The following is a 20,208-nucleotide window of genomic DNA, read 5'->3' as shown; positions in this document are numbered from 1 at the left end:
AGACTTAAGATATCGACTTAATAATGTAGGTAATTTCGGCTTTTGGCGTTTTAATCGTCACTTCGTCACCGATTTTCTTACCAATCAATTCTTTACCAATTGGCGACTGATCTGAGATTCGCCCAGCCAATGGATCGGCTTCAACTGGCCCAACCACCGTGTAAGATACAGTTCTTTCTGGGCATTGCAATTCGACCGTACTACCCAAACCAACGCTTGAGCTGCCGTTGGATTTAATAATTTCGGCGTTCTGCAGAATATCTTCAATTTCCAAAATTCGCGTTTCCACCAAGCCTTGCTCTTCGCGTGCAGCGTCATATTCCGCGTTTTCGCTCAAGTCGCCAAAATCTCGCGCTGCCGCAATTTTCTCAGCAATCTCACCGCGTCGCCCCTTCAATTCTGCCAATTCTTTTTCTAAATCAGCCTTCCCAGCTTCTGTAATTTGATAAGTTTTTTTCATAAAAATTTCCTCCTCTACTGTATGTAGTGGTATTAGTCTTACGATCTACACTAAATATAGTGTTTTTAATTAGTCTTGATTAAGTCTATCTGAGTATATCAATCGCTATTTATTATGTCAATATGATCAGCCTTGCCGACTCAAGCAAAAATCCATCAATTGCTGATAATCCATTTTTCGCGTTTCGCCAGTTGCTCGTTCCGTCAATTCAAACAAGCCATCACCGTCAATCGCTCGATCGCCAATCGTTATCCGCCACGGCAATCCCATTAGCTCAGAATCAGCAAATTTCACACCTGGACGCTCGTCGCGATCATCAAGTAGCGCATCGACGCCACTATTAGCCAGCTCGTCATAAAACTTGCCCGCCAATTCCTGCCCTTTTTCACCAATTGCAACAATATGAACCTTAAACGGCGCAATATTTTCTGGCCAAACCAAACCTTTATCGTCAGCAAACTTCTCAACAATCACGCCCATAACTCGCGTAATTCCAATACCATAACTTCCCATATAAGCGTATCGCTCTTTGCCTTCGCCATCAGTAAATACCAACTTCATTTCTTCGGATTTCTGCGTGCCGAAATTAAAGATATTGCCAACTTCAGCAGTTTTCACTTTCTCTAACTCGCTACGATCAACGCCAAGCTCCTTAATCGCCTCATCCAAAACTTCCTCATTAACAGCGATATTTTTACCGCGATGAAGATAAATATAATCCTCACCAGCGTCGCAAATCGTCTGAAACTCATGACTAAACTTCGTGAAAGCGCCGCCAGAAGCAAACGTCACATATGTTTCATCGCCAATCCCAAATCGGTCATAACAACGCTTATACGCCTCAATGACCGAATTGTAATAACTGTCCAAACTCTCCTTGCTGTCGTGAATCGAATACATATCCTTCATCACAAATTCACGCCCACGCATAATTCCACTCTTAGCGCGAAGTTCGTTTCGCAATTTGTTCTGGAATTGATAAACGCTAATTGGCAAATCTTTGTAGCTCTTTAAGTAATTGCGAAGAAGATCAACAATCGGCTCCTCGTGCGTCCAACCAAAGCCTATATCCGTGCCGTCTTGCAATTTAGACTTAAACCAAACGTCGACCAATTCATCACTCCAGCGACCAGTTTCTTGCCACAATTCCTTTCGCTGCAAAGTACTCATCACCAATTCCTGGCTATCGACTTTACCCATTTCCTCGCGAGCAATTTGCTTAATATTCTCAAGAACTCTCAAACCCAATGGTAAAAACGAATACACGCCCGCCATCGTTTTATGTACGTAGCCAGCACGAATCAAAAGCTGAGCATTTCGCGCAACCTCGCCAGCTGGTGCCTGTTTCAAAGTTTTAGTAAAAAGTTGTGTCATTCGCATATTTTTCTCCTTTACATAAATATAAATGGCAATAACGATTCTGTCTGATTAATTGCGCCCGTATTAACAAACAAGAAATAAAAAGCTATTCCGTTTTTCGCCATATGCATCATAATCGGCACCCAAATTGCGCCAGTGTATTCCCTGGTCGCACACATCACCAGGCTTAAAGTAAATGTATCAACTGCCACCGCCCATTGCAATGGTGAATCTGGACCAACCCAAAGATGTGCCGCGCCAAACGCTATGCTTGTTACGATAATTGACAGCCAAATTGAGAAAGAATTGCGCAACTTGCCATAAAGATATCCGCGATACAAAAGCTCCTCAACAATCGGCGCCAGCACCACCAACACAACAAACGCCATGATAAATTGCCAATGAGTCGCCAACATACTCTGACTGAACGGTATAACCTGCTTTTGCTGCATGTCCACTAAGAAAACACCACTAGCGATGCTCATTGTAACCATTGTTAGTAAAAAGTACGCCACAAAAGCAAACGGAGAGATGAATATTTCCAAAAACGTCGGCCAATCATTCACGCCCAAATCGCTCAAAGTTGTTCGGCGCTTCTTAACCAAAAACGGTACAGAAATCACGATAATTAGCGACAAAATATATACGACAACCGAAAGCACCGTATTAACAACAACTGGATTCACAGAACCGAGAGGTACGCCGATTTTTGCCAAAGCACCGACCGCCAATGAAACAACAACTTCCACCGCCAAAAATACGCTATAAACCCAAGCTGGAAGCGCCAAAATCAGCCACCATTTACGGTTTTTTAATTTCTTAGAAGAGCTTTCCAACATCACTGATCGTCACCAAAATTGTTAAGATTAATAGAATTAGCATACCGGTTGCCTGAATATTTTCTTCACGCTCTTTCGTCAGATCTTTCTTAAATAAGCGGAAAATTGTCATCGTGAACCAGCGACCACCATCAAGCGCTGGGATTGGTAAAATGTTCATCACCGCCAGAGTCAGAGAGATTAACGCCGCCACGAAAATGATATTTTCAATTCCAGAACTGACAACTGACGGGAACAATACGCCTAGCATGCCAATTGGTCCTACTACACTCCCGCTAACAGATGCCAAATCAGCTCGTGCAGATTCTTTTGATTCTGCGGAACCGAATATTTGCCCGATTGATCCGTGCACGGTTTTTACCAATAACACACCAACGCCTTTGATAGTTTCATATGACAATTGCCCAGTAGTCGCCACACCCACAATAGGCGCCGACCAGGTGCTATACATTTTCTCCGTCTGCCCCGGAATAATGCCCAGATATCCGCTTCCCTTCACGGACTTTTCATCATTCAGCTGGACATCAACAGCCGACTCTTTACCGTCACGCTTGTACTTGACGTTGATTTTTTTGCCAGCATTCTCCTTCGTTACAATTGGCAACTTTCCCGCCTCTGTAAGCGACTGACCGTTTATCTCAATCAGTTCGTCATTAACCTTAAGTCCAATTTTATCCGCTGGAGAATTCGGTGTGATTTTCGCTATCGTCACCGGCGAACGCCTAACCTCTGTGTCAAATGGCAATTGAACTTGGTTCGACAGGATTTTCGGCATACCAATTGTCGCAAGAATCGTGAACAAAACAATCGCAGTCATCCAGTTCATCACGACGCCAGCCAGCAAGATTTTCGTCTTCACCCAAAACGTCGAACCGCCATATGTGCCCTCGCCTTTTGCGGAATCGTATTCGCCTTTCAATCTGACAAACCCACCAAGCGGCAGCCAGTTCAAGCTAAACGTTACGTCCTCACCCAAGAAACTTCGCTTTACTTTCCATTTTTTTGCAGCAGGTGGAAATCCGATTCCGAATTCCTCAACCTTAACGTCGTTTCTCTTGGCGACAATAGCATGACCTAATTCATGCAAAACCACCAATAAAATGAGAACAAATAGCCCTAAAAGTACTCCCCAAATAATCATTTCCCAAACCGCCTATTCCGATTAGCGTATTCCTCTAAAATCACCGACACGTCATCCACCGTCATGTCTGGCCAATTCTTCTCAATAAACATTAACTCACTGTACGCCGAGCGCCACAACATAAAGTTGCTGAGCCGTTGCTCGCTAGAAGTTCTAACAATCAAATCACACGGCGGCACCTCTGGCGCGTATATATTTTGAGCAATCAACTCGGGCGTGATTTCCTCAGGAGAAACTCCAGATTGAACAATTTTTTTAACCGCATCAGCAATCTCCAAATGTCCGCCATAATTCAAGCATAAGACCAATTCTCCATTTTTCAGATCGGCAGTTTTCTCCTCAGCCTCGTCAATCGCTTTGATCAATTGATCCGACAAGCCTTCCCTGGACCCAACAACCCTCAAGCGAACCTCATTTTCAATAAATATCGGCAGGTCAGCCTTCAGTATGTTCAATAGCAATTTCATCAAATGTCGGACTTCTTCCTCTGACCGCTTCCAGTTTTCCGTACTAAAAACGTAAGCGCTCGCATATTTCACGCCTCGATGAAGAACCTCCAACGCCACGTCTTTTAGCGCGTTATAGCCCGCCAGATGTCCTTCGTATGTCGGCAGACCGTGCTGCTTTGCCCACCGCCGATTTCCATCAACAATAAACCCGATATGCCGCGGCAAACTCACATTTTCACTCATTATTTGCCCTCCATTCATCAATTAGCTCAACATCTCGTACGTCTTTTTCACGTCCACGCCAGCTCTTCCATTTGCGCAGAAATTCCAAATCAACAAACCTCACACCATCATATTTCACCGCATAATCAAGCAAATCATCATAACTAACAGCCTGCCCATCAAAAACCCAGCCATCCCAAACTTCAGCCGAACCATCACCTTTTACAAAATAAAAACGCTGATTATCGTCGAACTTTTTAATCCAATCGCCACTTTCCTCGGAGAACTTTTTCATCAAATCAGAACTCGCCGCAAGATCAATATCACTAGCTGGACGAATCCCCAATTGATCCAAAATCCCGCTACCAATAACAATAATTTGATCCAACGGCAAATTCAACGCTTTCACTTTATCGGCAAAAGTTTCGCTCATTAAACGGTTAAGACGTCCTTTTCTTTCGCCTTAAATGCCTCGTCAATTTGCGTTTGCACCTTACCCATTAAGCCGTCAATTTCTTTCTCTACACGCTTCAAATCGTCTTCGCTCAGCTCTTTATTGTCCTTCATTCGCTTAGCGTCCTTTAATGCATCCTGACGAATGTTTCGCATCGCAATTCGAGCCTCCTCAACCTTTTCGCTAACCTGTTTCACCAATTGGTGGCGGCGCTCTTCCGTCAAAGCTGGAACTGGAACGCGAACCACTCGCCCATCGTCAGACGGATTAAAACCCAAGCTTTGATTATCGCGAATCGCAGAAGAAATTGCCGTAATGTTACTCGGGTCAAATGGCGTAACTAACAACATTTGTGCCTCTGGAGCGGTTACGTTTGCAACCTGATTAAGTGGCATTTTTGAACCGTAAGCCTCAACCATAACACCGTCGAGCATTCCAGCGTGCGCCCTACCCGTTCGCACCTTCTTCAATTCATCTTGAAAAAAGCTAAACGCTGCATTCATTTTTTCTTCATAAGGGTTTGTGTCGAACATATTTCCTCCAATTTATCTATCCGTTATTATATCAAACTTCAAGCGTCTTGTCTGCTAATTTTGCCTTACGCCCCGTGCTATAATAACAGAGTGATTTCTAAGATTAAGCTATACAATTTTCGGTCTTATCATCTGCACGAAGCGACTTTTAGTAATTCTGGGACGGTAATCGTCGGACCAAATGGCACAGGAAAAACGAATCTGCTCGAGGCGGTTTATGTAGCGCTGCGCGGCAGTAGTTTTCGTGGCAGCCTTAGCGATTGTATGACGCTGAACGCCCCGCAAACAATTGTTCATCTGGAGGGCGATTTCGGCGAGCGACGCATTAAGCTTGATTCAATTTCCGGAAAAATCAACAAAGAATTCATCATCAATGACAATAAATCAAAGGTCTTAACCAGAAAAAACCGCTTGCCTGTCGTTTTGTTTGAGCCAAGCGAACTAAGATTAATTTCCTCTTCGCCGTCCCGACGACGCGATTTTCTAGATGGCTTAATTGCCCGACTTGACCCCAAATATGACACGGATTTAAGAGCTTTTAATCGCACTCTTTTACAGCGCAACGAACTCTTAAAATCCCACCAAGAAGACTCATCAATTTGGCGCGACAACCTGTTTGCTTGGGACATAAAATTTGTCCAATACGCAACCAACATTGCCCAAAAACGAGCCAAATTTCTCCAGATAAACGAGCCCCGCATAAAAAATTTATACGAATCTTTGGCAGGAAAAGACACACAATTATCAATCGAATATGGCGCTATTGTACCTCTGGAAAATTACGACCAAGCCCTACTTAATCGCTTAGGAAAATCCCGCGAATATGAAATAGCAACCGGTTTTACTTCAGCTGGCCCACACCGTGAAGATTTCACAATTTTCCTCCATAATCAGCCCGCCATTAAAGTTGCTTCACGTGGCGAAATGCGCACAATTATGCTGGCGTTCAAGTTGCTAGAGCTTGAAATGCAGACAGAGATTAGTCAATCTCGACCGCTAATTCTACTAGACGACGTTTTCTCGGAACTAGACGCCACTCGCGAAAAACTCCTCCAAGAAACCATCCAAAATCACCAATTTATCGTCACCACGACAGATGCGCGCCACCAAAAAGACGGCTGCTCAATAATCTCCACACAATAAAAAATCGACCGCATTACTACGGCCGATTTCTTCTCTGTGCGAAAATCTATTCGCTGACACCCAGCTCAATTCGCTTGAATTGACGAATAACGATGTTCTCGCCTAATTTCGCGATTGCTTCCTTAACGTGCTGCTCAACAGTCTTAGAATCGTCCAAGATGTAAGCCTGACTCATAAGAACCTGCTCAGCAAAGTGCTTCTTCAATTGACCTTCAACGATCTTTTCGCGCATTTCTTCAGGCTTGCTTGCCAAAGATTCGCTCGCCATAAGCTCAGCTTTAACGCGCTCCATTTCCTCTGCTGGAATGTCAGCTTCAGAAACATACTTTGGACTCATCGCTGCAATCTGCATAGCAATTTCGTGCGCCAACGTCTTAAAGTCGTCAAGTCGAGCCACGAAGTCGGTTTCACAGTTTACCTCAACGATAACGCCGATTCGACCAGAGTGAACATAACTTTCGATCAAACCTTCACGAGCTTCGCGGTCGCCCTTCTTTTCAGCTTTCGTCAAGCCTTTTTTGCGCATAGCTTCCAAAGCTTTATCGAAATCGCCCTCAGCTTCGACCAAAGCTTTTTTAGCGTCAGTCAAGCCTACGCCAGTCAATTCACGCAATTTTTTGATATCGTCAACAGAAACGCCCATCCTATTTCTCCTCTTTTTTAGCTGGTTTTTCTTCAACCTTTACGCTACCTGCGCCTTCAGCAACAGCTGCGGTGAAGTAGTCTAATAGCAATTGAATACCCTTAACAGCGTCGTCGTTACCTGGAATTACGTAATCAATTCCTGTTGGGTTAACGTTGGTGTCAACAATCGCAAATACCGGCACGCCCAAAGTTTGAGCCTCGCGAACTGCATTTGCGTCGGTCAATGCGTCAACCACAACAACAGCGCCTGGCTTGCCCATCAAATCCTTGATGCCGCCATATTTCATATTCAAGCTGTCGATTTCCTCCTGGAAGCGCTGTACTTCAAGCTTGTTATAACGCTTTTCCAAGTCACCTGAAGCCATTCGCTTTTCAAGATTCTTCAGTTTCTTAATTTGCTGAGCAATAGTTGAACCGTTAGTCAACATACCACCAATCCAGCGCTCAACTACGTATGGCTGGTTGATCTTTTCAGCTGCTTCACGAACAACGTCTTTGGCTTGTTTTTTGGTACCAACAAACAGAACCTTACGGCCTGATGCGGCGATTTTTGTCAATTCTGGCAAAGCCTTGTCCAAAGCTTCAACAGTCTTAGTCAAGTCAATAATGTGACTGTCCTGACGCTTACTGTGAATATATGGCGCCATCTTTGGGTGCCAGCGGCTGGTTTTGTGTCCAAAATGAACACCTGACTCCAGCAAAGCCTTAATGTCTACCTTTACAGACATTCTCTTCTCCTTTTGCCTCATCCGCTCACGATTTGGAGTGTGAAACGGATTGTGTCATTAAAATTAGTTACCTGGTAATTATACCAAATAATCAGTAAATCTGCAAATATTACCCTTTCTCTAGCAATTGTCTAAATCGCGACAGACCATCAAAATCCTCACCGTTTCGATACGGTCGCACTATATTTACCAACGCAGGTAAAGTTAACCTATCAATTCTCTCCCCCTTGAGAATCCCCCCTTTGATAGCACGATAAGCTATATCATCAACCTCATAGCCAAATGCGCTATCAGTCGAAGAATGTACACCTGTTACTCTACTCACACCCCAATCATTATGGTCATTTTTGAGTCTGTAGTAAGCCTCTACAGGATATGTCGCCTCCCCCCACAGAGAGTCCGCACCTATACCATTATCAATGTAGTTACTACTAGCTGCCATAACTAATACACTCACCTTATGAGCCCCGGGGTTATTATATGCTCCAAATACTGAAATTCGCTCTCTCACCTGATCGCCGCCAATAATCCAATCATCGATAAATAAAATCTTAGAGCTCTCGCCAATCTCACCCCTGCCGCCATACACTTTCAGTCTACCTTCATATTCTTCGAATTCATCGTCTGGAAATTTAGATAAGACCAGACTTAAAATATACTGACTACTTTTCATCTCGTTTTTAACACGACACTGACTTAGCGAATTTCCTACGTCAATATAGACTGGCTTATTATCAACTTCTAAATGGTGCCTAAGTCTTTTTGCTAGCGCTGTTGCCGCAAAATGCAATTCCGACATGCCCAAAAAAACCAATTCATCTATTAATTCTTTAGCGCAATACTCCATGTAATCAGGTAAATAATACTTTGTCGTCTCTATAAATTGCACAAAATCATTTATCGCTTCGTATTCAGTCATTTCACATCGACTTTTCATAAATGAAGGGTCGCTCGTTTCTGTGCCCAGATAATTATCCGCTTTTACATAGACCATAAGATTATCTCGACTAGCGTCTTGAGCCTGCGACAATAACTTTGGCGGCGCCACTGGACTTAACTCACTCAAAGCATTAGGACTAGTCGGTAACTCTATCATATCTATATTATGTCATAATTTCGCCAAAATAGCAAAGTTAAGGCTACGGACTTTTGACATTTTTCGATAAATTATGTACAATTGAACAGTTATGAAAAGCAGTATTCACCCACAAAACTATCGCCCTGTCGTATTTAGCGACGAACAAGCGGGCTTCGCGTTCTTGACTCAGTCAACAGCGCAAACAACCGAAACTATCAAATGGGAAGACGGCAACGAATATCCATTAGTTAAGGTTCACATTTCATCAGCTTCACACCCATTCTTTACTGGTGAAGAAAAGATTATCGACACCGAGGGTCGTGTTGATCGCTTTAAGGCTCGTCAAGCTGCCGCTGAAGCTCGCCGAGCAGCTTTGGCAAACAAAGCAAAGAAAGCTAACGCTAAAAAAGCAGCTAAAACTGATTCTCCAAAATCAGACAAAAAGATTAAATAATCTGACAAATTAGTCCGACAATCCAAAAACCGCTCAATCACTGGGCGGTTTTATTTTACATTAGTTCAATCTGACAATATTTACCTCACGACATAATATTTCACGGTCTCCCCGCATCTTTGCGGCACATAAGCGGTGAGCGCCGTCCCCTTGTAGAGCCAAAAACACTTCGCCATCAGAATCCACAACAACGTCTACACTGCGTATTGAAGGACTAGTTTTCGGGTCCATTCCTGCGTATTGCCTAATAATATCGCGGCTACTTTTTCCACCTTTCGATTCCGACACTCGCCCTTCTCGCCAATCTTTAATCATCGGTGCAGCCACAAATAATTCAACCGGCAACGGAATATCAGATCCCGGAATCGCTCTCATGTCAGGCCACTCACCCTCATATATAGATATTTTCGTTTCACTGGCAATATTATCTTTAATTGATTCATTCAAATCACGTAGTGAAACTGGCTTCTCTATTGGATTGGTATCAATCTCAAACAAACTCTCCACAATCAAATCAACTCTCGGATCGTTTGCTGGTATATCCTCTGGAAGATCTTCAATACACTGCACCAGTTCAGGCGACTTTCCAACATCACAAAGCGCCAACTTATCAGTATTTTCGTAAACCAAATCACGCGATTCAACCTTGCATTCTCTCATTACGACCATATAATACAATACTAGGAAACATTTGTCAATGTATGATATAATTTTATAGATATGGCGAAGATTTCTTTAGATATGGATTCTCTGAAAAATGAACGAGCTGATTTGAGCAATTTTTTAGCGCAACCTGATGCCTACAGCTCACCAGATTTTACGGTAAAAAACAAACGATTTTCAGAATTAGAAACGCTTATCTCCAAAGGCGAAGAGCGAGAAAACCTGGAAAAAAACTTAATAGAAGCCAAAGAATTAGCAAACGAAGGCGGTGAATTGGCTGCCCTGGCGAAGCTTGAGATTACTGAAACCGAAGCTCGATTGACCGAATTAGAAGAAGAATTATTCATCCTACTTACCCCGAAAGACCCCAACGACGAGAAAAATATCATCATGGAAATCCGTGCCGGTGCGGGTGGCGATGAAGCGTCATTGTTTGCGGCGGAACTGTACCGCATGTATTTACGTTGGTGCGAATCTAACGGCTATAAAGTAGAATTAATCAGCGAATCAGCCAATGATTCTGGCGGCTATAAAGAAGTTATTTTCATGATCAAGGGCGACGCGCCATACTCTAAATTGAAGTTCGAAGGTGGCGTACACCGAGTTCAGCGAGTTCCAGTCACTGAAAGCCAAGGTCGCGTCCACACTTCAACTGTAACAGTGGCGGTTTTGCCAGAAGCAGAAGAGGCCGACATTGAGATAAATCCGAACGATTTGCGCGTCGACATTTACCGCTCCAGCGGACACGGCGGACAGAGTGTGAATACCACAGACTCGGCGGTGCGAATTACCCACTTGCCGACTGGAATGATAGTTACAAACCAGGACGAAAAGTCACAAATTAAAAACCGCGAGAAAGCTATGAGTGTGCTTCGTTCGCGATTGTTACAGATGAAAATTGACGAGGAAAACGCCAAATTAAGTGCCGAGCGACGCTCGTTGGTTGGAACTGGTGACCGCTCGGAAAAAATCCGAACGTACAACTTCCCGCAAGACCGAATCACCGACCACCGCATTCACTACAGCCGCAGCAATATCCCCGCTGCAATGAACGGGGATATCGACGATTTGATTGAAAATCTACAGAGATATGAGCGTGAACTGAAAGCTCAGAATGCTAATCATTAAAGAGATCTGGATTTCTAAATTCTAAATCAAGCGCAGCCTCACTCCACTTATCGCGGTCATCGAAACTTAGAGATTCGTCGCTAGCGCGCCGTTTATATTTTCCGTACAAACTCTTAATTGCCGCTTCATCAGCCGCTCTCTACCGTTACAACTGGAGTCTCTTTAGTTCTATTCCAGCCATAATCAGCCCCTGTTTCAAGACCTATCCCCATAACCACGTTAGCGATAGGAAGCTCGTACTTTCTTTTTGTCATATTATCTAATGCAATCCTTTTCTTCCGCTTAATAATATACCTGTATAATACTATCTTTTTCTTTATTTGTCAATGTCATCTATCTTCCCTCGCTTTTTTACATTCCATAGATATATGTTATAATTAGCCACATGATTATCTCTGAATGGCTAAAAATTGCCACAAAATCTCTAAAAGCAGAAAATATCCCGTCCGCCAGATTAGACGCTGAATTGATATTAGCCAACACTTTGCGAAAAAACCGCACTTACCTACACGCTCACCTGGACGAAGAAATTGACCCCAGGAGATTTGATATCGCAAATGCCAGACTAGACCTAAGATTAGACCGCGTACCAATCGCCTATATTCTGGGCTATAAAGAATTTTACGGCCGCAGATTCACCGTATCTCCCTCTGTTTTAATTCCCCGCCCTGAATCCGAAGATCTAATTTCATTGTTCTTAGAACTGACCGCCAGCGAAATTGCCGAAAAAGTTTTAATTGACGTTGGCACAGGGTCTGGCTGTCTGGGAATTACTGCCAAATTAGAGAGAAACAACTTGTCGGTGATCTTATCCGATATCAGCAAACCAGCCTTAAACGTTGCAGAAAAAAATGCGAACGCCTTAAATGCGGACGTCCATATTCAACAGCAATCATTACTTAATGGCCAGCTTCGACCCGTTGACTATATATTTGCCAATTTGCCTTACGTCGATAAGAATTGGGACGTGTCGCCAGAACTCCAATACGAGCCAGATATTGCGCTTTTCGCCGAAGACGAAGGATTGAAATTGATATTGCAATTGATCTCACAAGCACCACGATGTCTCACTTCAGAAGGTTTATTGTTTATCGAGGCGGACCCCCAGCAGCACAATAGAATAATTGACGAAGCCGTGAAAAATGGTTTTGTAAAAGAGAGAGTTCTCAATTACATCCTAGTCCTGCGTTTCACTGGTGCTAAAGATTAAATTACTACAGAATTTAAGAACACTAGCATCACTAAGATAATTCCGATTGTAAGAATCACTGGAGCGGATATGTCTGAAAACCGAATAGCTTTGTGTTTGTTGTAAGATTGGTAAGCTTTACTGGCGACAAGCGAGAATAGCAATAAGATTATCGTAACCTGTGAAACGCCGCCAAATAATGATTTTCCGTAACTGTAAGTCCAATAGTACGACAGCCAACCCAGTTCAGCAAAGACGAGTCCCCAGATTGCCGAAAGTAAAACCGTTTGTTCTTCATCATAACTGTGCAGGAAATGGCGCGCAGAACTATAGCCTATCAAGAACATCAGAATAACAACTACAGAAACTGGCCACTCGTACGATACCACCATCAGAGCGGTTACGCCGACGAAAATAGCGATCAACGATTGTATGGCAACCTGCCAGCGCTTAGACATCGGCTTAATTACAACCAGCCAAATTGCATATAATATCGCCAAGGCTACGCGGAAATAAAACACCGACGTAGGTAGATACATCAGACCAACAACACCAATTCCGACCGTTAAGTCAACCAAGTTAGCCTGGATGTTTGCCCACCAAAAACGCGGACGAACGGCAATTATACGCCATTTGCTCAGTACAACAAGAGCTAACGCTGGAAATGGAGTCTGAAACGCTTGAGCAATAACAAGTAATGCTGCCGCCAAGCCAATATTTAAGACATAGTAAACTAATTCGCTCCAAAACGTTCTTCGTTTAACAGTTTTCAGTAACTCCATAACTTACTCTATTATACCAAATTATGAGCCAGTTCCCACAACAACGATGAATTGTACATCAACATTCAAATTATACTTTGAAGAATCTGATGAAACCGAGCCGTACAACTCCTTAAATTTATCTTTTGTGGCAGTTTTTTCTTTACCAGCTGACAATTGATAAACTTGCGTCTTCCCTAACTTTTCATTACCTGGAGCGTTGCCAACATGAACAACTTTCATCCCTAATTCTGTCAATTTGTCCGCTTCTTTCTGCGCTGCACCAGCCACGCCGGAACCATTCAAGACAGCAACTGTGGCTTTTTCCTTAGATAACGGCGTTGCGTAAATCTCAGACTTTATATAAGCGCGAATGTCGTCATAATCATACAATCCCGCAGCCGGCTGGACTATGCTTGCGCCACCCGCCGTGCCAGTAGTCATAAGTACGTTGTTTTCCTCTACAAAACTCAATCTGTGAATATCAGATTCTTTTATCTCTGAGCCAAGGTTCATAATTGTGCGAATTTCTTTCGTGTCAATGTTTGTGCGTAAGTTTTTACCCATCGCATCCATCAGTGATGTCACCTTACCAAAGTCAGTCAGCGTTCCCGTGGAAGTAGCTTTGTTTTTCAGTGCCATCATAACCAATTGCTGATTCTTCTCTCGGTCAAAGTTAGATTGTTCCAATCCGTAAGTTGGCGCCACCAAACCACGCGCTCGAGAAAACCACATCGCCTTTTCGCCGTCCATTTCGTGCTTGCCGTTAGTTAATTGCATATAGTGACCTGTTGGGCATCGTTCGCGACGCTGCTGATAATTCAACTCCTTCGCTCGACACATCCAGTCCATACTTGGATCAAGAATTCCTCGTGGATCACGACTCTGTACGTCAACGGTAACTCCGCCGACCGCATTGACAGCATCACGAATCACCGCAGTATTAATATGCGCCACGTATTGAATATCCATACCGAATATATCGCCGATGAATTTCTTCGTTTTATCCATTCGTTCGGCTTCCGCCTGTGCGCTATCTCCGTTATTCACGCAACCAAAATATTCATTGATTTTACCAGCGTAGCCAGAATTACATGCCATGCCAAATTTTACATACAAGTCACGTGGAATGCTGAACATATACGCGTCTTTCTTTGTCTGATTGACGCTAAGAATCATCATCGAGTCGGTCAATGTCGCACCTGGATGGTCTGGATCGTCATCTGTTGTACCTAAAATCAGCACATTGCTTCGGCCATAAGCATCCTCTTTCAGCTTCTGCTGAGAAAATAGTCCTAAGATTCCGCCATTATGGAACACCGAGTTCATCGTCTGCCATAATTTTAATAGCAGCCAGCCCGCCACAATTGCAATAATAATTCCGATAATCGCAAGAATAATCCTGGTAATTAACTTTTTCTTACGCTTCTGCTTACGCTCCTGCCGATGAGAAGGCTTGGTGTTTTCATCAATCGCCGCCAACGATTCGCTAATATTCTGCTTTAATTTATTAGCAGAAGTTGGTTGCTGAATATTCCTTGTCGCATTATTCGACACCTGCGGACTATCTTCGTTACTACGAGGATGCCCGAGCGTAGTCGTTTTTTTGCTAGTAATTTCCCCCAACGAAGTTCGCTGTGGTCGCTTGGCGACAAATCCGTCCATCGACTGTTTGCGTGGTTTCATATCTATTGATTATAACACACAAAACGCTTATAATTGAAACAATGGACGCTACTTTTATGGATCGTCATCCAAAATTACAAGATGGCCTGGGAATGGTCATTTTCGTTGTTGGCGTGGTGATCGGTACACTTTTATTGAACACTTTTGTATTTCAAACTTTCAATGTTGAAGGCGCCAGTATGGAAACGACGATGTACACTGGCGATCGTCTGATCGTCAATAGATTGCCCGTCACTGGTTCAAAATTACAGAATAAAAATTATATTCCAAAGCGCGGACAAGTAATTGTGTTTAAGAATCCGAATTTTAACGCCTCGACAGGCAAAGATGAGTATATCGTTAAGCGTGTAATTGCCTTTGCTGGTGAGCGAGTTACTGTGAAAAACGGCACCGTAACTGTTTACAATACAGAGAACCCCGACGGATTTAACCCTGACACCTCAGTCAATAAAAATGAGCCAGGACAGCCTACTTCTGGAGATGTCGATACGACCGTACCGGAAGGCACGATATTCGTCATGGGCGATCACCGCCAAGGAAGCTATTCTTGCGACTCTCGAAACTGCATGGGGCCGATCCCCCTTTATGACATCGTCGGACCAGTTAGTCTACGAATATTTCCATTCAATAAAATTCGCTCGTTCTAATAAAAATTACTTTTCGAGCAATTCTCTTATTCGTTCAAATTCAAGATTATCCTTAAACTTGATACTAATCTGACCGGCTCCACGGCCGTTTGTACGGATTTTTACACCTGTTCCAAATCGCTTCGAAAGGCTTTCAATAGCATCTGCATGAGGCATATCTGCTGGGCGGCGCTTGTTCTCAATTGGACTAGCCTTCGCCTGCTTCCACAAAGTAACAACTTGCTCAATCCGTCGCGCCGACCACTCCTCGCGAATAGCTCGCTCCATAATATCTTCCGCGGCGTCATCAGGCAAACCGATTAGAGGTCTTGCTTGCCCTTCATTTAATCGCCCCTCAAACAACGCCTGCTGCACAGACTTCGGCAATTTCAGTAGCCTCAACGTATTACTGACCGCACTTATAGATTTGCCACCCAAACGCTTGCCAATCTCCTCCAGCGTCATATTGAATTGATCGCGCAATTTTTGATAAGCAGTCGCAGTTTCAAGCGCATTCAAATCATGTCGTTGCAAGTTTTCAATCAAAGAGACCTCCAGGCGATTTTGATCGCTCATACTCCTGACGATACACGGCACCTCTGTTAAATTCGCCCTATTCGCCGCACGCCAACGTCGCTCACCTGCCACGATCAGATATTTATCTCCTTTTGGCGTCACAACAATTGGCTGAACCACACCATGCTCGCGCACCGATTCCGTCAACTCGTTCAAAGCGTTCTCATCAAAAAAGCGACGCGGCTGATCTGGATCTGGGACGACTTGATCAATAGCAATATCTCTCAGATGAGAAACTTTCACATCCTGCTGTGCGGTTGGATCAAACGTTTCATCAATTAAGTTAGTCGGAATCAATGACCCAAAACCTCTACCTAAACCTTTTTTCATCGTTCCACCCTCTCTATAATTTCTTTCGTTAGCGCCTTATAGGCCCGAGAGCCTTTTGAAAAACGATCATACGCCCCAACTGGCGCGCCGTGACTAGGAGCTTCAGCCAAGCGAATATTTCGCGGAATGCTATTCTTGAAAATCTTATCTGGGAAATACTTTTTAACCTCAGCGTGAACTTGCCCGGATAATGTAGTCCTGGAGTCCATCATCGTCAGTAAAACGCCCAATAATTCCAGAGGTGGATTAAGCCCCTTCTTTATCAATTTCATACTTTCCAAAAGCTGCCCCAACCCTTCCAGAGCGTAAAATTCCGCCTGAACTGGGAGCAATACATAATTAGCGGCAATCATACCGTTGACCGTCAACAAACTCAAGCTCGGCGGGCTATCAATAATAATATAATCGTAATCCGTCGCCTTTTGTAAAGCTTCTCGCAAGCGAACAAACCTTCCCTGTGCCTGCGCCAATTCCACTTCCGTATTTGCCAAATGAGGTGTAGCTGGAGCGATTGATAAGTTTTTATATTCCGTTGGCAATATGATATTAGCCAGGTCAATTTGTCGCATAATCACCTCTGATATTGTTGCACCCAAATTCTGCTTATCTATTCCAAGTCCACTAGTAGCATTGCCCTGCGGATCAAAATCCACCAACAACGTTTTCTTGCCGGCTTTTGCCAAAAAATATGCTACGTTAATTGACGTCGTTGTTTTGCCGACGCCACCTTTTTGATTTGTCACCGCAATGATTTTTGTCATTCGTTCCCCTTTTTACCTGCCTTAATTATAGCATGAGCAGAACATAAATAACAGACATCAAAAAACCGCTTCCTTTGCGAAAGCGGCTCTTTAGATTATTTGATTGACGTAATTTCAATCTTCGTGTACTTCTGGCGATGACCAGTTTCTTTATGTACACGCTTTTTACTCTTGTAGCGGATAACGCGAAGCTTATCGCCCTTAACTTCCGCTTCTACGACCTTAGCTTTAACGCTAGATCCTTTTACGGTTGGCGTACCAACCTTGATTTTATCACCATCAATCACCAAAAGTGCGTCGAGAGTGAGTTCTTTTGTGCCTTCAGGGAGGAGATCCACCAAGAGGGACTCTTTTTCGCTGACAAGATATTGTTTGCCAGAGATTTTTACGACTGCTTTCATTTCGTTCCTTAATTATTATGAATTAACTCTAATAATTCTATCAAAAACTAGCGATAAAATCAAGTACACATAGTCAAGTTAGCAATTCGCGTTTTTCGCCATAGCGTTATTCGCCTTCAGCCAACCGCTCGGTGAGCCGCATTCCATATATTCGCCCTTAGCTTCGCCAACAACAATCACGCCGCCGCCATCGATGTACGCATTAATCGCGTCCGTTAGCTCAAACTCGCCTCTCTTAGGATTCGCCGGCAAAATTCGCGCCAACTCAAAAATCTCTTTGTTCAAGACGTAAAAACTTGAATTACTGAGATTACTTGGAGCTTCTTCCAATTTTGGCTTTTCAATTATTCGCACAAAATTGCCCTGATTGTCAGTTTCAATAATTCCTGTTTGCGGAATAAATTCCTCTTCGACAGGATTTCCTAATAGCCCAGCCGACAATCCGCGCGATTCCACCAACTCCGCCAAATCTGCCGCGTTTGAACCGCCGTCGTCACGCCAAAAGAATTGATCGCCCATAATCACAAAGGCCGACTCGCCCTGTTCGATGAATTCGCTCGCCAGACCAACTGGAATGCTTGTGCCGTAACCACCAGTTCCCGGCTGAGTTAAAAAATGTATTCGGACGTCGCGAAGTGGCGCCACCAGAGGTAATTTATCTTCTTTTCCCGCTCGACGCAAATAATCGTTCAATTGAATATTCGATCGATAATAACTCTGCACCTGCGTACTCTGTTCACCCACCACAAAGTAAATATCCTTTACGCCCGCTCGCACGACATCTTGCACGATATAATCAATCACTGGACGAGTACCGACCGGCAGCATACATTTTTCAATAGATTTGGTAATCGGCAACATTCGCGTGCCCCAGCCCGCAACCGGAATAATGGCTTTAGTAATCATAGTACCTCCTACATTTTCAGCTCTTTGTGAGCTCTTCTTAAAATCTCCAACATTTCCGCATAGCGTTTTTCATCAGAAGAAACCCGGGCATATAGAATAACTATATTGTCCATCACTTCAATATTAGCTTTTATATCCTGGTCATACAGCCACGCCATAAAACTAGGATTTAATAACTCAAAGCTCGCCGCCTGATCTTCGTTTGTGGCAAAAATAGTATAGCGTTTATTAAAATCTCCCCACTCCATTTTGACTTTTTTGTAGCCAAACGGAGCTATCACGCGCTTCCTAAAAATGCTATTATCATCCCTGTCGACCAAAATTCCACCGTAAGATTTGGGTAGCATAATCTGACCGATAAGATAGTTAACCTCATCTTTGTTTTTACCCTCGTCCGTAAATCCATTGCCATTTTTAAGCACACAAGTATAAAGCTGAACAAGAATGCCACCATCCCAAATACCAATAACATGGTTATTTACGTCAGCAGAGTTAAAATAGCGCGGCAAAAATAAGTTACCACCCTTCGGAAGAAGTAGCCTACCCCAATCCAGGCTAAAATACATGCCGTTGTCTTCGGCAAACTTGTTGAGTGAGCCGATCAACGTACCTACATCTTCCGTCGGCTGATTTATACCATCCAACTTCCATTCGTTACCTTCACGAACAAAGTTCCACTTCTCTGCAAATTCTTCGTTAGTACTTCGGATTTTCTTACCTGTAGCAACCTCCTCTAGCCTATCGTCTGCTTCCGCCAAAAATGCTACACTCACCCGATCGCTTTGATTATTAGCATCGTCATGCGCGTCAGCAAAAATGGCCTCATTTATCCGCACGTTATCGACGACATTCCTACGACCCATTTGACGCAAAGCCTGCATCACTAGTCCAATGTGATTTGAATATCTCTGTGTCGTATACTTACGAATTGACTCATAATCTAAGTTGCTCCAATCATACTGAAACCTCTCGAAAACTTGCCTAGCGTAATTAGTAAGATTATCTGGCTGCCATAACGAATCAGCGGAGGAAGCTTGGTGAACTGTATTAGTAGCCGCCTCACTATTTTGGCGAAATACTTTGAGCTTATCAACAAATACAGAGATAGCGGCCCCCACAAAAGTAGAAATAACTGCACATATGAACCACATTAAGTCGGCTAAATACAGTAAGCTAAAAACTAGTCCAACAGCAACGCCCACCAAGAAGCCTGCTATTTTCGATCTAGTCTTCCTTTTTACAAAGCCTGCCACACCGCCCGATACAGCTGCGGGTAGCATCAAAATTAAGGATCCCCCAGAAGAGCCCGACCCACCTCCGCCGGCTCGAGCAAAAAACATTAAAGACTCAATTAACATGAGCTAATTATACACTATTATCTGTCAAAATCGCCATCCGCATGAGACCAAAACTTGCGAATATCCTCTATATCGTCGGCATCTAGACGAATTGCCTGTGGCTCCCGCTGCTCTTTAATAATCTCTTCAGCAAGTCCATCCGCCAGCGGATCAATTGGCGAAAACCCTATTTTACTACCAAATAATTTGTTGAATAAATTTTGCATAACTTTTTTATTTTTATCAATTAACAATCATATATTAGCATAAGTACGATTAAAAGTCAATAGAATATCCTCCCCATGAAGAGGAGGATATTCTCATTTCACTTACTGCCCT

At 43.5% G+C, this 20,208-nt stretch carries 25 protein-coding genes; 5 read left to right on the top strand and 20 right to left on the bottom strand.

The annotated features are described in order from the left end of the window. Positions 1-4 precede the first annotated feature (4 nt). From greA to frr, 7 genes are all read right to left on the bottom strand, one after another. Positions 5-460, bottom strand: coding sequence for a transcription elongation factor GreA (greA, locus tag LRM46_RS02250; protein ID WP_243777712.1), 456 nt, complete (start codon positions 458-460; stop codon positions 5-7). A gap of 126 nt (positions 461-586) precedes the next feature. Further along, positions 587-1,834 (bottom strand): aminoacyl--tRNA ligase-related protein, encoded by a 1,248-nt coding sequence (locus tag LRM46_RS02245; protein ID WP_243812856.1) that lies wholly within the window; start codon positions 1,832-1,834, stop codon positions 587-589. 17 nt (positions 1,835-1,851) lie between these two features. Continuing rightward, positions 1,852-2,658: a CPBP family intramembrane glutamic endopeptidase gene (locus LRM46_RS02240; protein ID WP_243812855.1), complete on the bottom strand. Its 807-nt coding sequence runs from the start codon at positions 2,656-2,658 to the stop codon at positions 1,852-1,854. Beyond that, complete coding sequence (locus tag LRM46_RS02235) at positions 2,639-3,799, bottom strand: M50 family metallopeptidase (RefSeq protein ID WP_243812854.1); 1,161 nt, start codon at positions 3,797-3,799, stop codon at positions 2,639-2,641. Before LRM46_RS02235 ends, LRM46_RS02240 begins: the two co-directional genes overlap by 20 nt. Then, positions 3,796-4,491, bottom strand: a complete 696-nt coding sequence (uppS, locus tag LRM46_RS02230; protein WP_243812853.1) for a polyprenyl diphosphate synthase — start codon at positions 4,489-4,491, stop codon at positions 3,796-3,798. Before uppS ends, LRM46_RS02235 begins: the two co-directional genes overlap by 4 nt. Continuing rightward, complete coding sequence (locus tag LRM46_RS02225) at positions 4,484-4,903, bottom strand: hypothetical protein (protein WP_243812852.1); 420 nt, start codon at positions 4,901-4,903, stop codon at positions 4,484-4,486. The genes uppS and LRM46_RS02225 overlap by 8 nt, the downstream gene beginning before the upstream one ends. Then, positions 4,903-5,457: a ribosome recycling factor gene (gene frr / locus LRM46_RS02220; RefSeq protein WP_243812851.1), complete on the bottom strand. Its 555-nt coding sequence runs from the start codon at positions 5,455-5,457 to the stop codon at positions 4,903-4,905. Before frr ends, LRM46_RS02225 begins: the two co-directional genes overlap by 1 nt. A gap of 90 nt (positions 5,458-5,547) precedes the next feature. On the opposite strand from frr, the gene recF reads away from it, so the two are divergent. Next, on the top strand, positions 5,548-6,600 hold the full coding sequence (gene recF / locus LRM46_RS02215; RefSeq protein ID WP_243812850.1) for a DNA replication/repair protein RecF: 1,053 nt from the start codon (positions 5,548-5,550) through the stop codon (positions 6,598-6,600). Positions 6,601-6,646: 46 nt separating this feature from the next. Here the strand turns inward: recF and tsf are convergent, their stop codons facing one another. From tsf to LRM46_RS02200, 3 genes are all read right to left on the bottom strand, one after another. Continuing rightward, positions 6,647-7,243: a translation elongation factor Ts gene (gene tsf, locus LRM46_RS02210; protein WP_129743823.1), complete on the bottom strand. Its 597-nt coding sequence runs from the start codon at positions 7,241-7,243 to the stop codon at positions 6,647-6,649. Position 7,244: 1 nt separating this feature from the next. Continuing rightward, the gene (gene rpsB / locus LRM46_RS02205; protein WP_165000018.1) at positions 7,245-7,973 is read right to left on the bottom strand and encodes a 30S ribosomal protein S2; all 729 of its coding nucleotides are present in this window, start codon (positions 7,971-7,973) and stop codon (positions 7,245-7,247) included. Positions 7,974-8,082: 109 nt separating this feature from the next. Then, positions 8,083-9,069, bottom strand: coding sequence for a hypothetical protein (locus LRM46_RS02200; RefSeq protein WP_243812849.1), 987 nt, complete (start codon positions 9,067-9,069; stop codon positions 8,083-8,085). A gap of 91 nt (positions 9,070-9,160) precedes the next feature. On the opposite strand from LRM46_RS02200, the gene LRM46_RS02195 reads away from it, so the two are divergent. Then, positions 9,161-9,505, top strand: a complete 345-nt coding sequence (locus LRM46_RS02195) for a type B 50S ribosomal protein L31 (RefSeq protein ID WP_129744463.1) — start codon at positions 9,161-9,163, stop codon at positions 9,503-9,505. 60 nt (positions 9,506-9,565) lie between these two features. Here LRM46_RS02195 and LRM46_RS02190 read toward each other — a convergent pair whose 3' ends face one another. Then, positions 9,566-10,165 (bottom strand): hypothetical protein, encoded by a 600-nt coding sequence (locus LRM46_RS02190; RefSeq protein ID WP_129744462.1) that lies wholly within the window; start codon positions 10,163-10,165, stop codon positions 9,566-9,568. Positions 10,166-10,225: 60 nt separating this feature from the next. Between LRM46_RS02190 and prfA the strand changes: the two genes are divergently transcribed. Beyond that, positions 10,226-11,296, top strand: a complete 1,071-nt coding sequence (gene prfA, locus LRM46_RS02185; protein ID WP_320412666.1) for a peptide chain release factor 1 — start codon at positions 10,226-10,228, stop codon at positions 11,294-11,296. A 128-nt stretch (positions 11,297-11,424) separates the two neighbouring features. On the opposite strand, the gene LRM46_RS03860 is transcribed toward prfA, so the two are convergent. After that, positions 11,425-11,550: a hypothetical protein gene (locus LRM46_RS03860; protein ID WP_259372789.1), complete on the bottom strand. Its 126-nt coding sequence runs from the start codon at positions 11,548-11,550 to the stop codon at positions 11,425-11,427. Between the two features lie 131 nt (positions 11,551-11,681). Here LRM46_RS03860 and prmC point away from each other — a divergent pair, with 131 nt between their 5' ends. Beyond that, positions 11,682-12,506: a peptide chain release factor N(5)-glutamine methyltransferase gene (prmC, locus tag LRM46_RS02180; protein ID WP_243812848.1), complete on the top strand. Its 825-nt coding sequence runs from the start codon at positions 11,682-11,684 to the stop codon at positions 12,504-12,506. Here the strand turns inward: prmC and LRM46_RS02175 are convergent. After that, positions 12,503-13,267 carry a hypothetical protein gene (locus tag LRM46_RS02175; protein WP_243777725.1) on the bottom strand — a complete coding sequence of 255 codons (765 nt, stop codon included), beginning with the start codon at positions 13,265-13,267 and terminating at the stop codon, positions 12,503-12,505. The two genes, prmC and LRM46_RS02175, sit on opposite strands and share 4 nt — an antisense overlap. A 21-nt stretch (positions 13,268-13,288) precedes the next feature. After that, positions 13,289-14,932: an LCP family protein gene (locus tag LRM46_RS02170; RefSeq protein ID WP_243812847.1), complete on the bottom strand. Its 1,644-nt coding sequence runs from the start codon at positions 14,930-14,932 to the stop codon at positions 13,289-13,291. Positions 14,933-14,973: 41 nt separating this feature from the next. Between LRM46_RS02170 and lepB the strand changes: the two genes are divergently transcribed. Beyond that, positions 14,974-15,579, top strand: a complete 606-nt coding sequence (lepB, locus tag LRM46_RS02165) for a signal peptidase I (protein ID WP_129632352.1) — start codon at positions 14,974-14,976, stop codon at positions 15,577-15,579. Between the two features lie 6 nt (positions 15,580-15,585). On the opposite strand, the gene LRM46_RS02160 is transcribed toward lepB, so the two are convergent. The 6 genes from LRM46_RS02160 to LRM46_RS02135 form a co-directional block, all read right to left on the bottom strand. Further along, complete coding sequence (locus LRM46_RS02160; RefSeq protein WP_129744455.1) at positions 15,586-16,464, bottom strand: ParB/RepB/Spo0J family partition protein; 879 nt, start codon at positions 16,462-16,464, stop codon at positions 15,586-15,588. Next, positions 16,461-17,225 (bottom strand): ParA family protein, encoded by a 765-nt coding sequence (locus tag LRM46_RS02155; protein ID WP_129632346.1) that lies wholly within the window; start codon positions 17,223-17,225, stop codon positions 16,461-16,463. Before LRM46_RS02155 ends, LRM46_RS02160 begins: the two co-directional genes overlap by 4 nt. Before the next feature lie 95 nt (positions 17,226-17,320). After that, positions 17,321-17,626 carry a 50S ribosomal protein L21 gene (gene rplU, locus LRM46_RS02150; protein ID WP_129632343.1) on the bottom strand — a complete coding sequence of 102 codons (306 nt, stop codon included), beginning with the start codon at positions 17,624-17,626 and terminating at the stop codon, positions 17,321-17,323. A gap of 78 nt (positions 17,627-17,704) precedes the next feature. Then, positions 17,705-18,532 (bottom strand): sugar phosphate nucleotidyltransferase, encoded by an 828-nt coding sequence (locus LRM46_RS02145; RefSeq protein WP_243812846.1) that lies wholly within the window; start codon positions 18,530-18,532, stop codon positions 17,705-17,707. Positions 18,533-18,540: 8 nt separating this feature from the next. Continuing rightward, entirely contained in the window at positions 18,541-19,890 is a 1,350-nt protein-coding gene (locus LRM46_RS02140; protein WP_243812845.1) for a TIM44-like domain-containing protein, read from the bottom strand. A 17-nt stretch (positions 19,891-19,907) separates the two neighbouring features. Continuing rightward, the gene (locus LRM46_RS02135; protein WP_243812844.1) at positions 19,908-20,123 is read right to left on the bottom strand and encodes an acyl-CoA reductase; all 216 of its coding nucleotides are present in this window, start codon (positions 20,121-20,123) and stop codon (positions 19,908-19,910) included. Positions 20,124-20,208 lie beyond the last annotated feature (85 nt).

This window comes from Candidatus Nanosynbacter sp. HMT-352, assembly GCF_022819345.1.
Classification (GTDB): Bacteria; Patescibacteriota; Saccharimonadia; order Saccharimonadales; family Saccharimonadaceae; genus Nanosynbacter.
This window is presented reverse-complemented; position numbering and strand designations above follow the sequence as displayed.

What these genes read in the sequence shown, in the direction of transcription:
- lepB (WP_129632352.1), top strand. Translation starts at nt 14,974, where the DNA reads ATGGACGCTACTTTTATGGATCGTCATCCAAAATTACAAGATGGCCTG.
- LRM46_RS02140 (WP_243812845.1), bottom strand. Translation starts at nt 19,890, where the DNA reads ATGTTAATTGAGTCTTTAATGTTTTTTGCTCGAGCCGGCGGAGGTGGG.
- LRM46_RS02240 (WP_243812855.1), bottom strand. Translation starts at nt 2,658, where the DNA reads ATGTTGGAAAGCTCTTCTAAGAAATTAAAAAACCGTAAATGGTGGCTG.
- LRM46_RS02195 (WP_129744463.1), top strand. Translation starts at nt 9,161, where the DNA reads ATGAAAAGCAGTATTCACCCACAAAACTATCGCCCTGTCGTATTTAGC.
- LRM46_RS02175 (WP_243777725.1), bottom strand. Translation starts at nt 13,267, where the DNA reads ATGGAGTTACTGAAAACTGTTAAACGAAGAACGTTTTGGAGCGAATTA.
- prmC (WP_243812848.1), top strand. Translation starts at nt 11,682, where the DNA reads ATGATTATCTCTGAATGGCTAAAAATTGCCACAAAATCTCTAAAAGCA.
- rplU (WP_129632343.1), bottom strand. Translation starts at nt 17,626, where the DNA reads ATGAAAGCAGTCGTAAAAATCTCTGGCAAACAATATCTTGTCAGCGAA.
- uppS (WP_243812853.1), bottom strand. Translation starts at nt 4,491, where the DNA reads ATGAGTGAAAATGTGAGTTTGCCGCGGCATATCGGGTTTATTGTTGAT.
- LRM46_RS02245 (WP_243812856.1), bottom strand. Translation starts at nt 1,834, where the DNA reads ATGACACAACTTTTTACTAAAACTTTGAAACAGGCACCAGCTGGCGAG.
- prfA (WP_320412666.1), top strand. Translation starts at nt 10,226, where the DNA reads ATGGCGAAGATTTCTTTAGATATGGATTCTCTGAAAAATGAACGAGCT.
- greA (WP_243777712.1), bottom strand. Translation starts at nt 460, where the DNA reads ATGAAAAAAACTTATCAAATTACAGAAGCTGGGAAGGCTGATTTAGAA.
- LRM46_RS02160 (WP_129744455.1), bottom strand. Translation starts at nt 16,464, where the DNA reads ATGAAAAAAGGTTTAGGTAGAGGTTTTGGGTCATTGATTCCGACTAAC.
- tsf (WP_129743823.1), bottom strand. Translation starts at nt 7,243, where the DNA reads ATGGGCGTTTCTGTTGACGATATCAAAAAATTGCGTGAATTGACTGGC.
- LRM46_RS02170 (WP_243812847.1), bottom strand. Translation starts at nt 14,932, where the DNA reads ATGAAACCACGCAAACAGTCGATGGACGGATTTGTCGCCAAGCGACCA.
- LRM46_RS02155 (WP_129632346.1), bottom strand. Translation starts at nt 17,225, where the DNA reads ATGACAAAAATCATTGCGGTGACAAATCAAAAAGGTGGCGTCGGCAAA.
- LRM46_RS02145 (WP_243812846.1), bottom strand. Translation starts at nt 18,532, where the DNA reads ATGATTACTAAAGCCATTATTCCGGTTGCGGGCTGGGGCACGCGAATG.
- LRM46_RS02225 (WP_243812852.1), bottom strand. Translation starts at nt 4,903, where the DNA reads ATGAGCGAAACTTTTGCCGATAAAGTGAAAGCGTTGAATTTGCCGTTG.
- frr (WP_243812851.1), bottom strand. Translation starts at nt 5,457, where the DNA reads ATGTTCGACACAAACCCTTATGAAGAAAAAATGAATGCAGCGTTTAGC.
- rpsB (WP_165000018.1), bottom strand. Translation starts at nt 7,973, where the DNA reads ATGTCTGTAAAGGTAGACATTAAGGCTTTGCTGGAGTCAGGTGTTCAT.
- LRM46_RS02235 (WP_243812854.1), bottom strand. Translation starts at nt 3,799, where the DNA reads ATGATTATTTGGGGAGTACTTTTAGGGCTATTTGTTCTCATTTTATTG.
- LRM46_RS02190 (WP_129744462.1), bottom strand. Translation starts at nt 10,165, where the DNA reads ATGAGAGAATGCAAGGTTGAATCGCGTGATTTGGTTTACGAAAATACT.
- LRM46_RS02200 (WP_243812849.1), bottom strand. Translation starts at nt 9,069, where the DNA reads ATGATAGAGTTACCGACTAGTCCTAATGCTTTGAGTGAGTTAAGTCCA.
- LRM46_RS03860 (WP_259372789.1), bottom strand. Translation starts at nt 11,550, where the DNA reads ATGACAAAAAGAAAGTACGAGCTTCCTATCGCTAACGTGGTTATGGGG.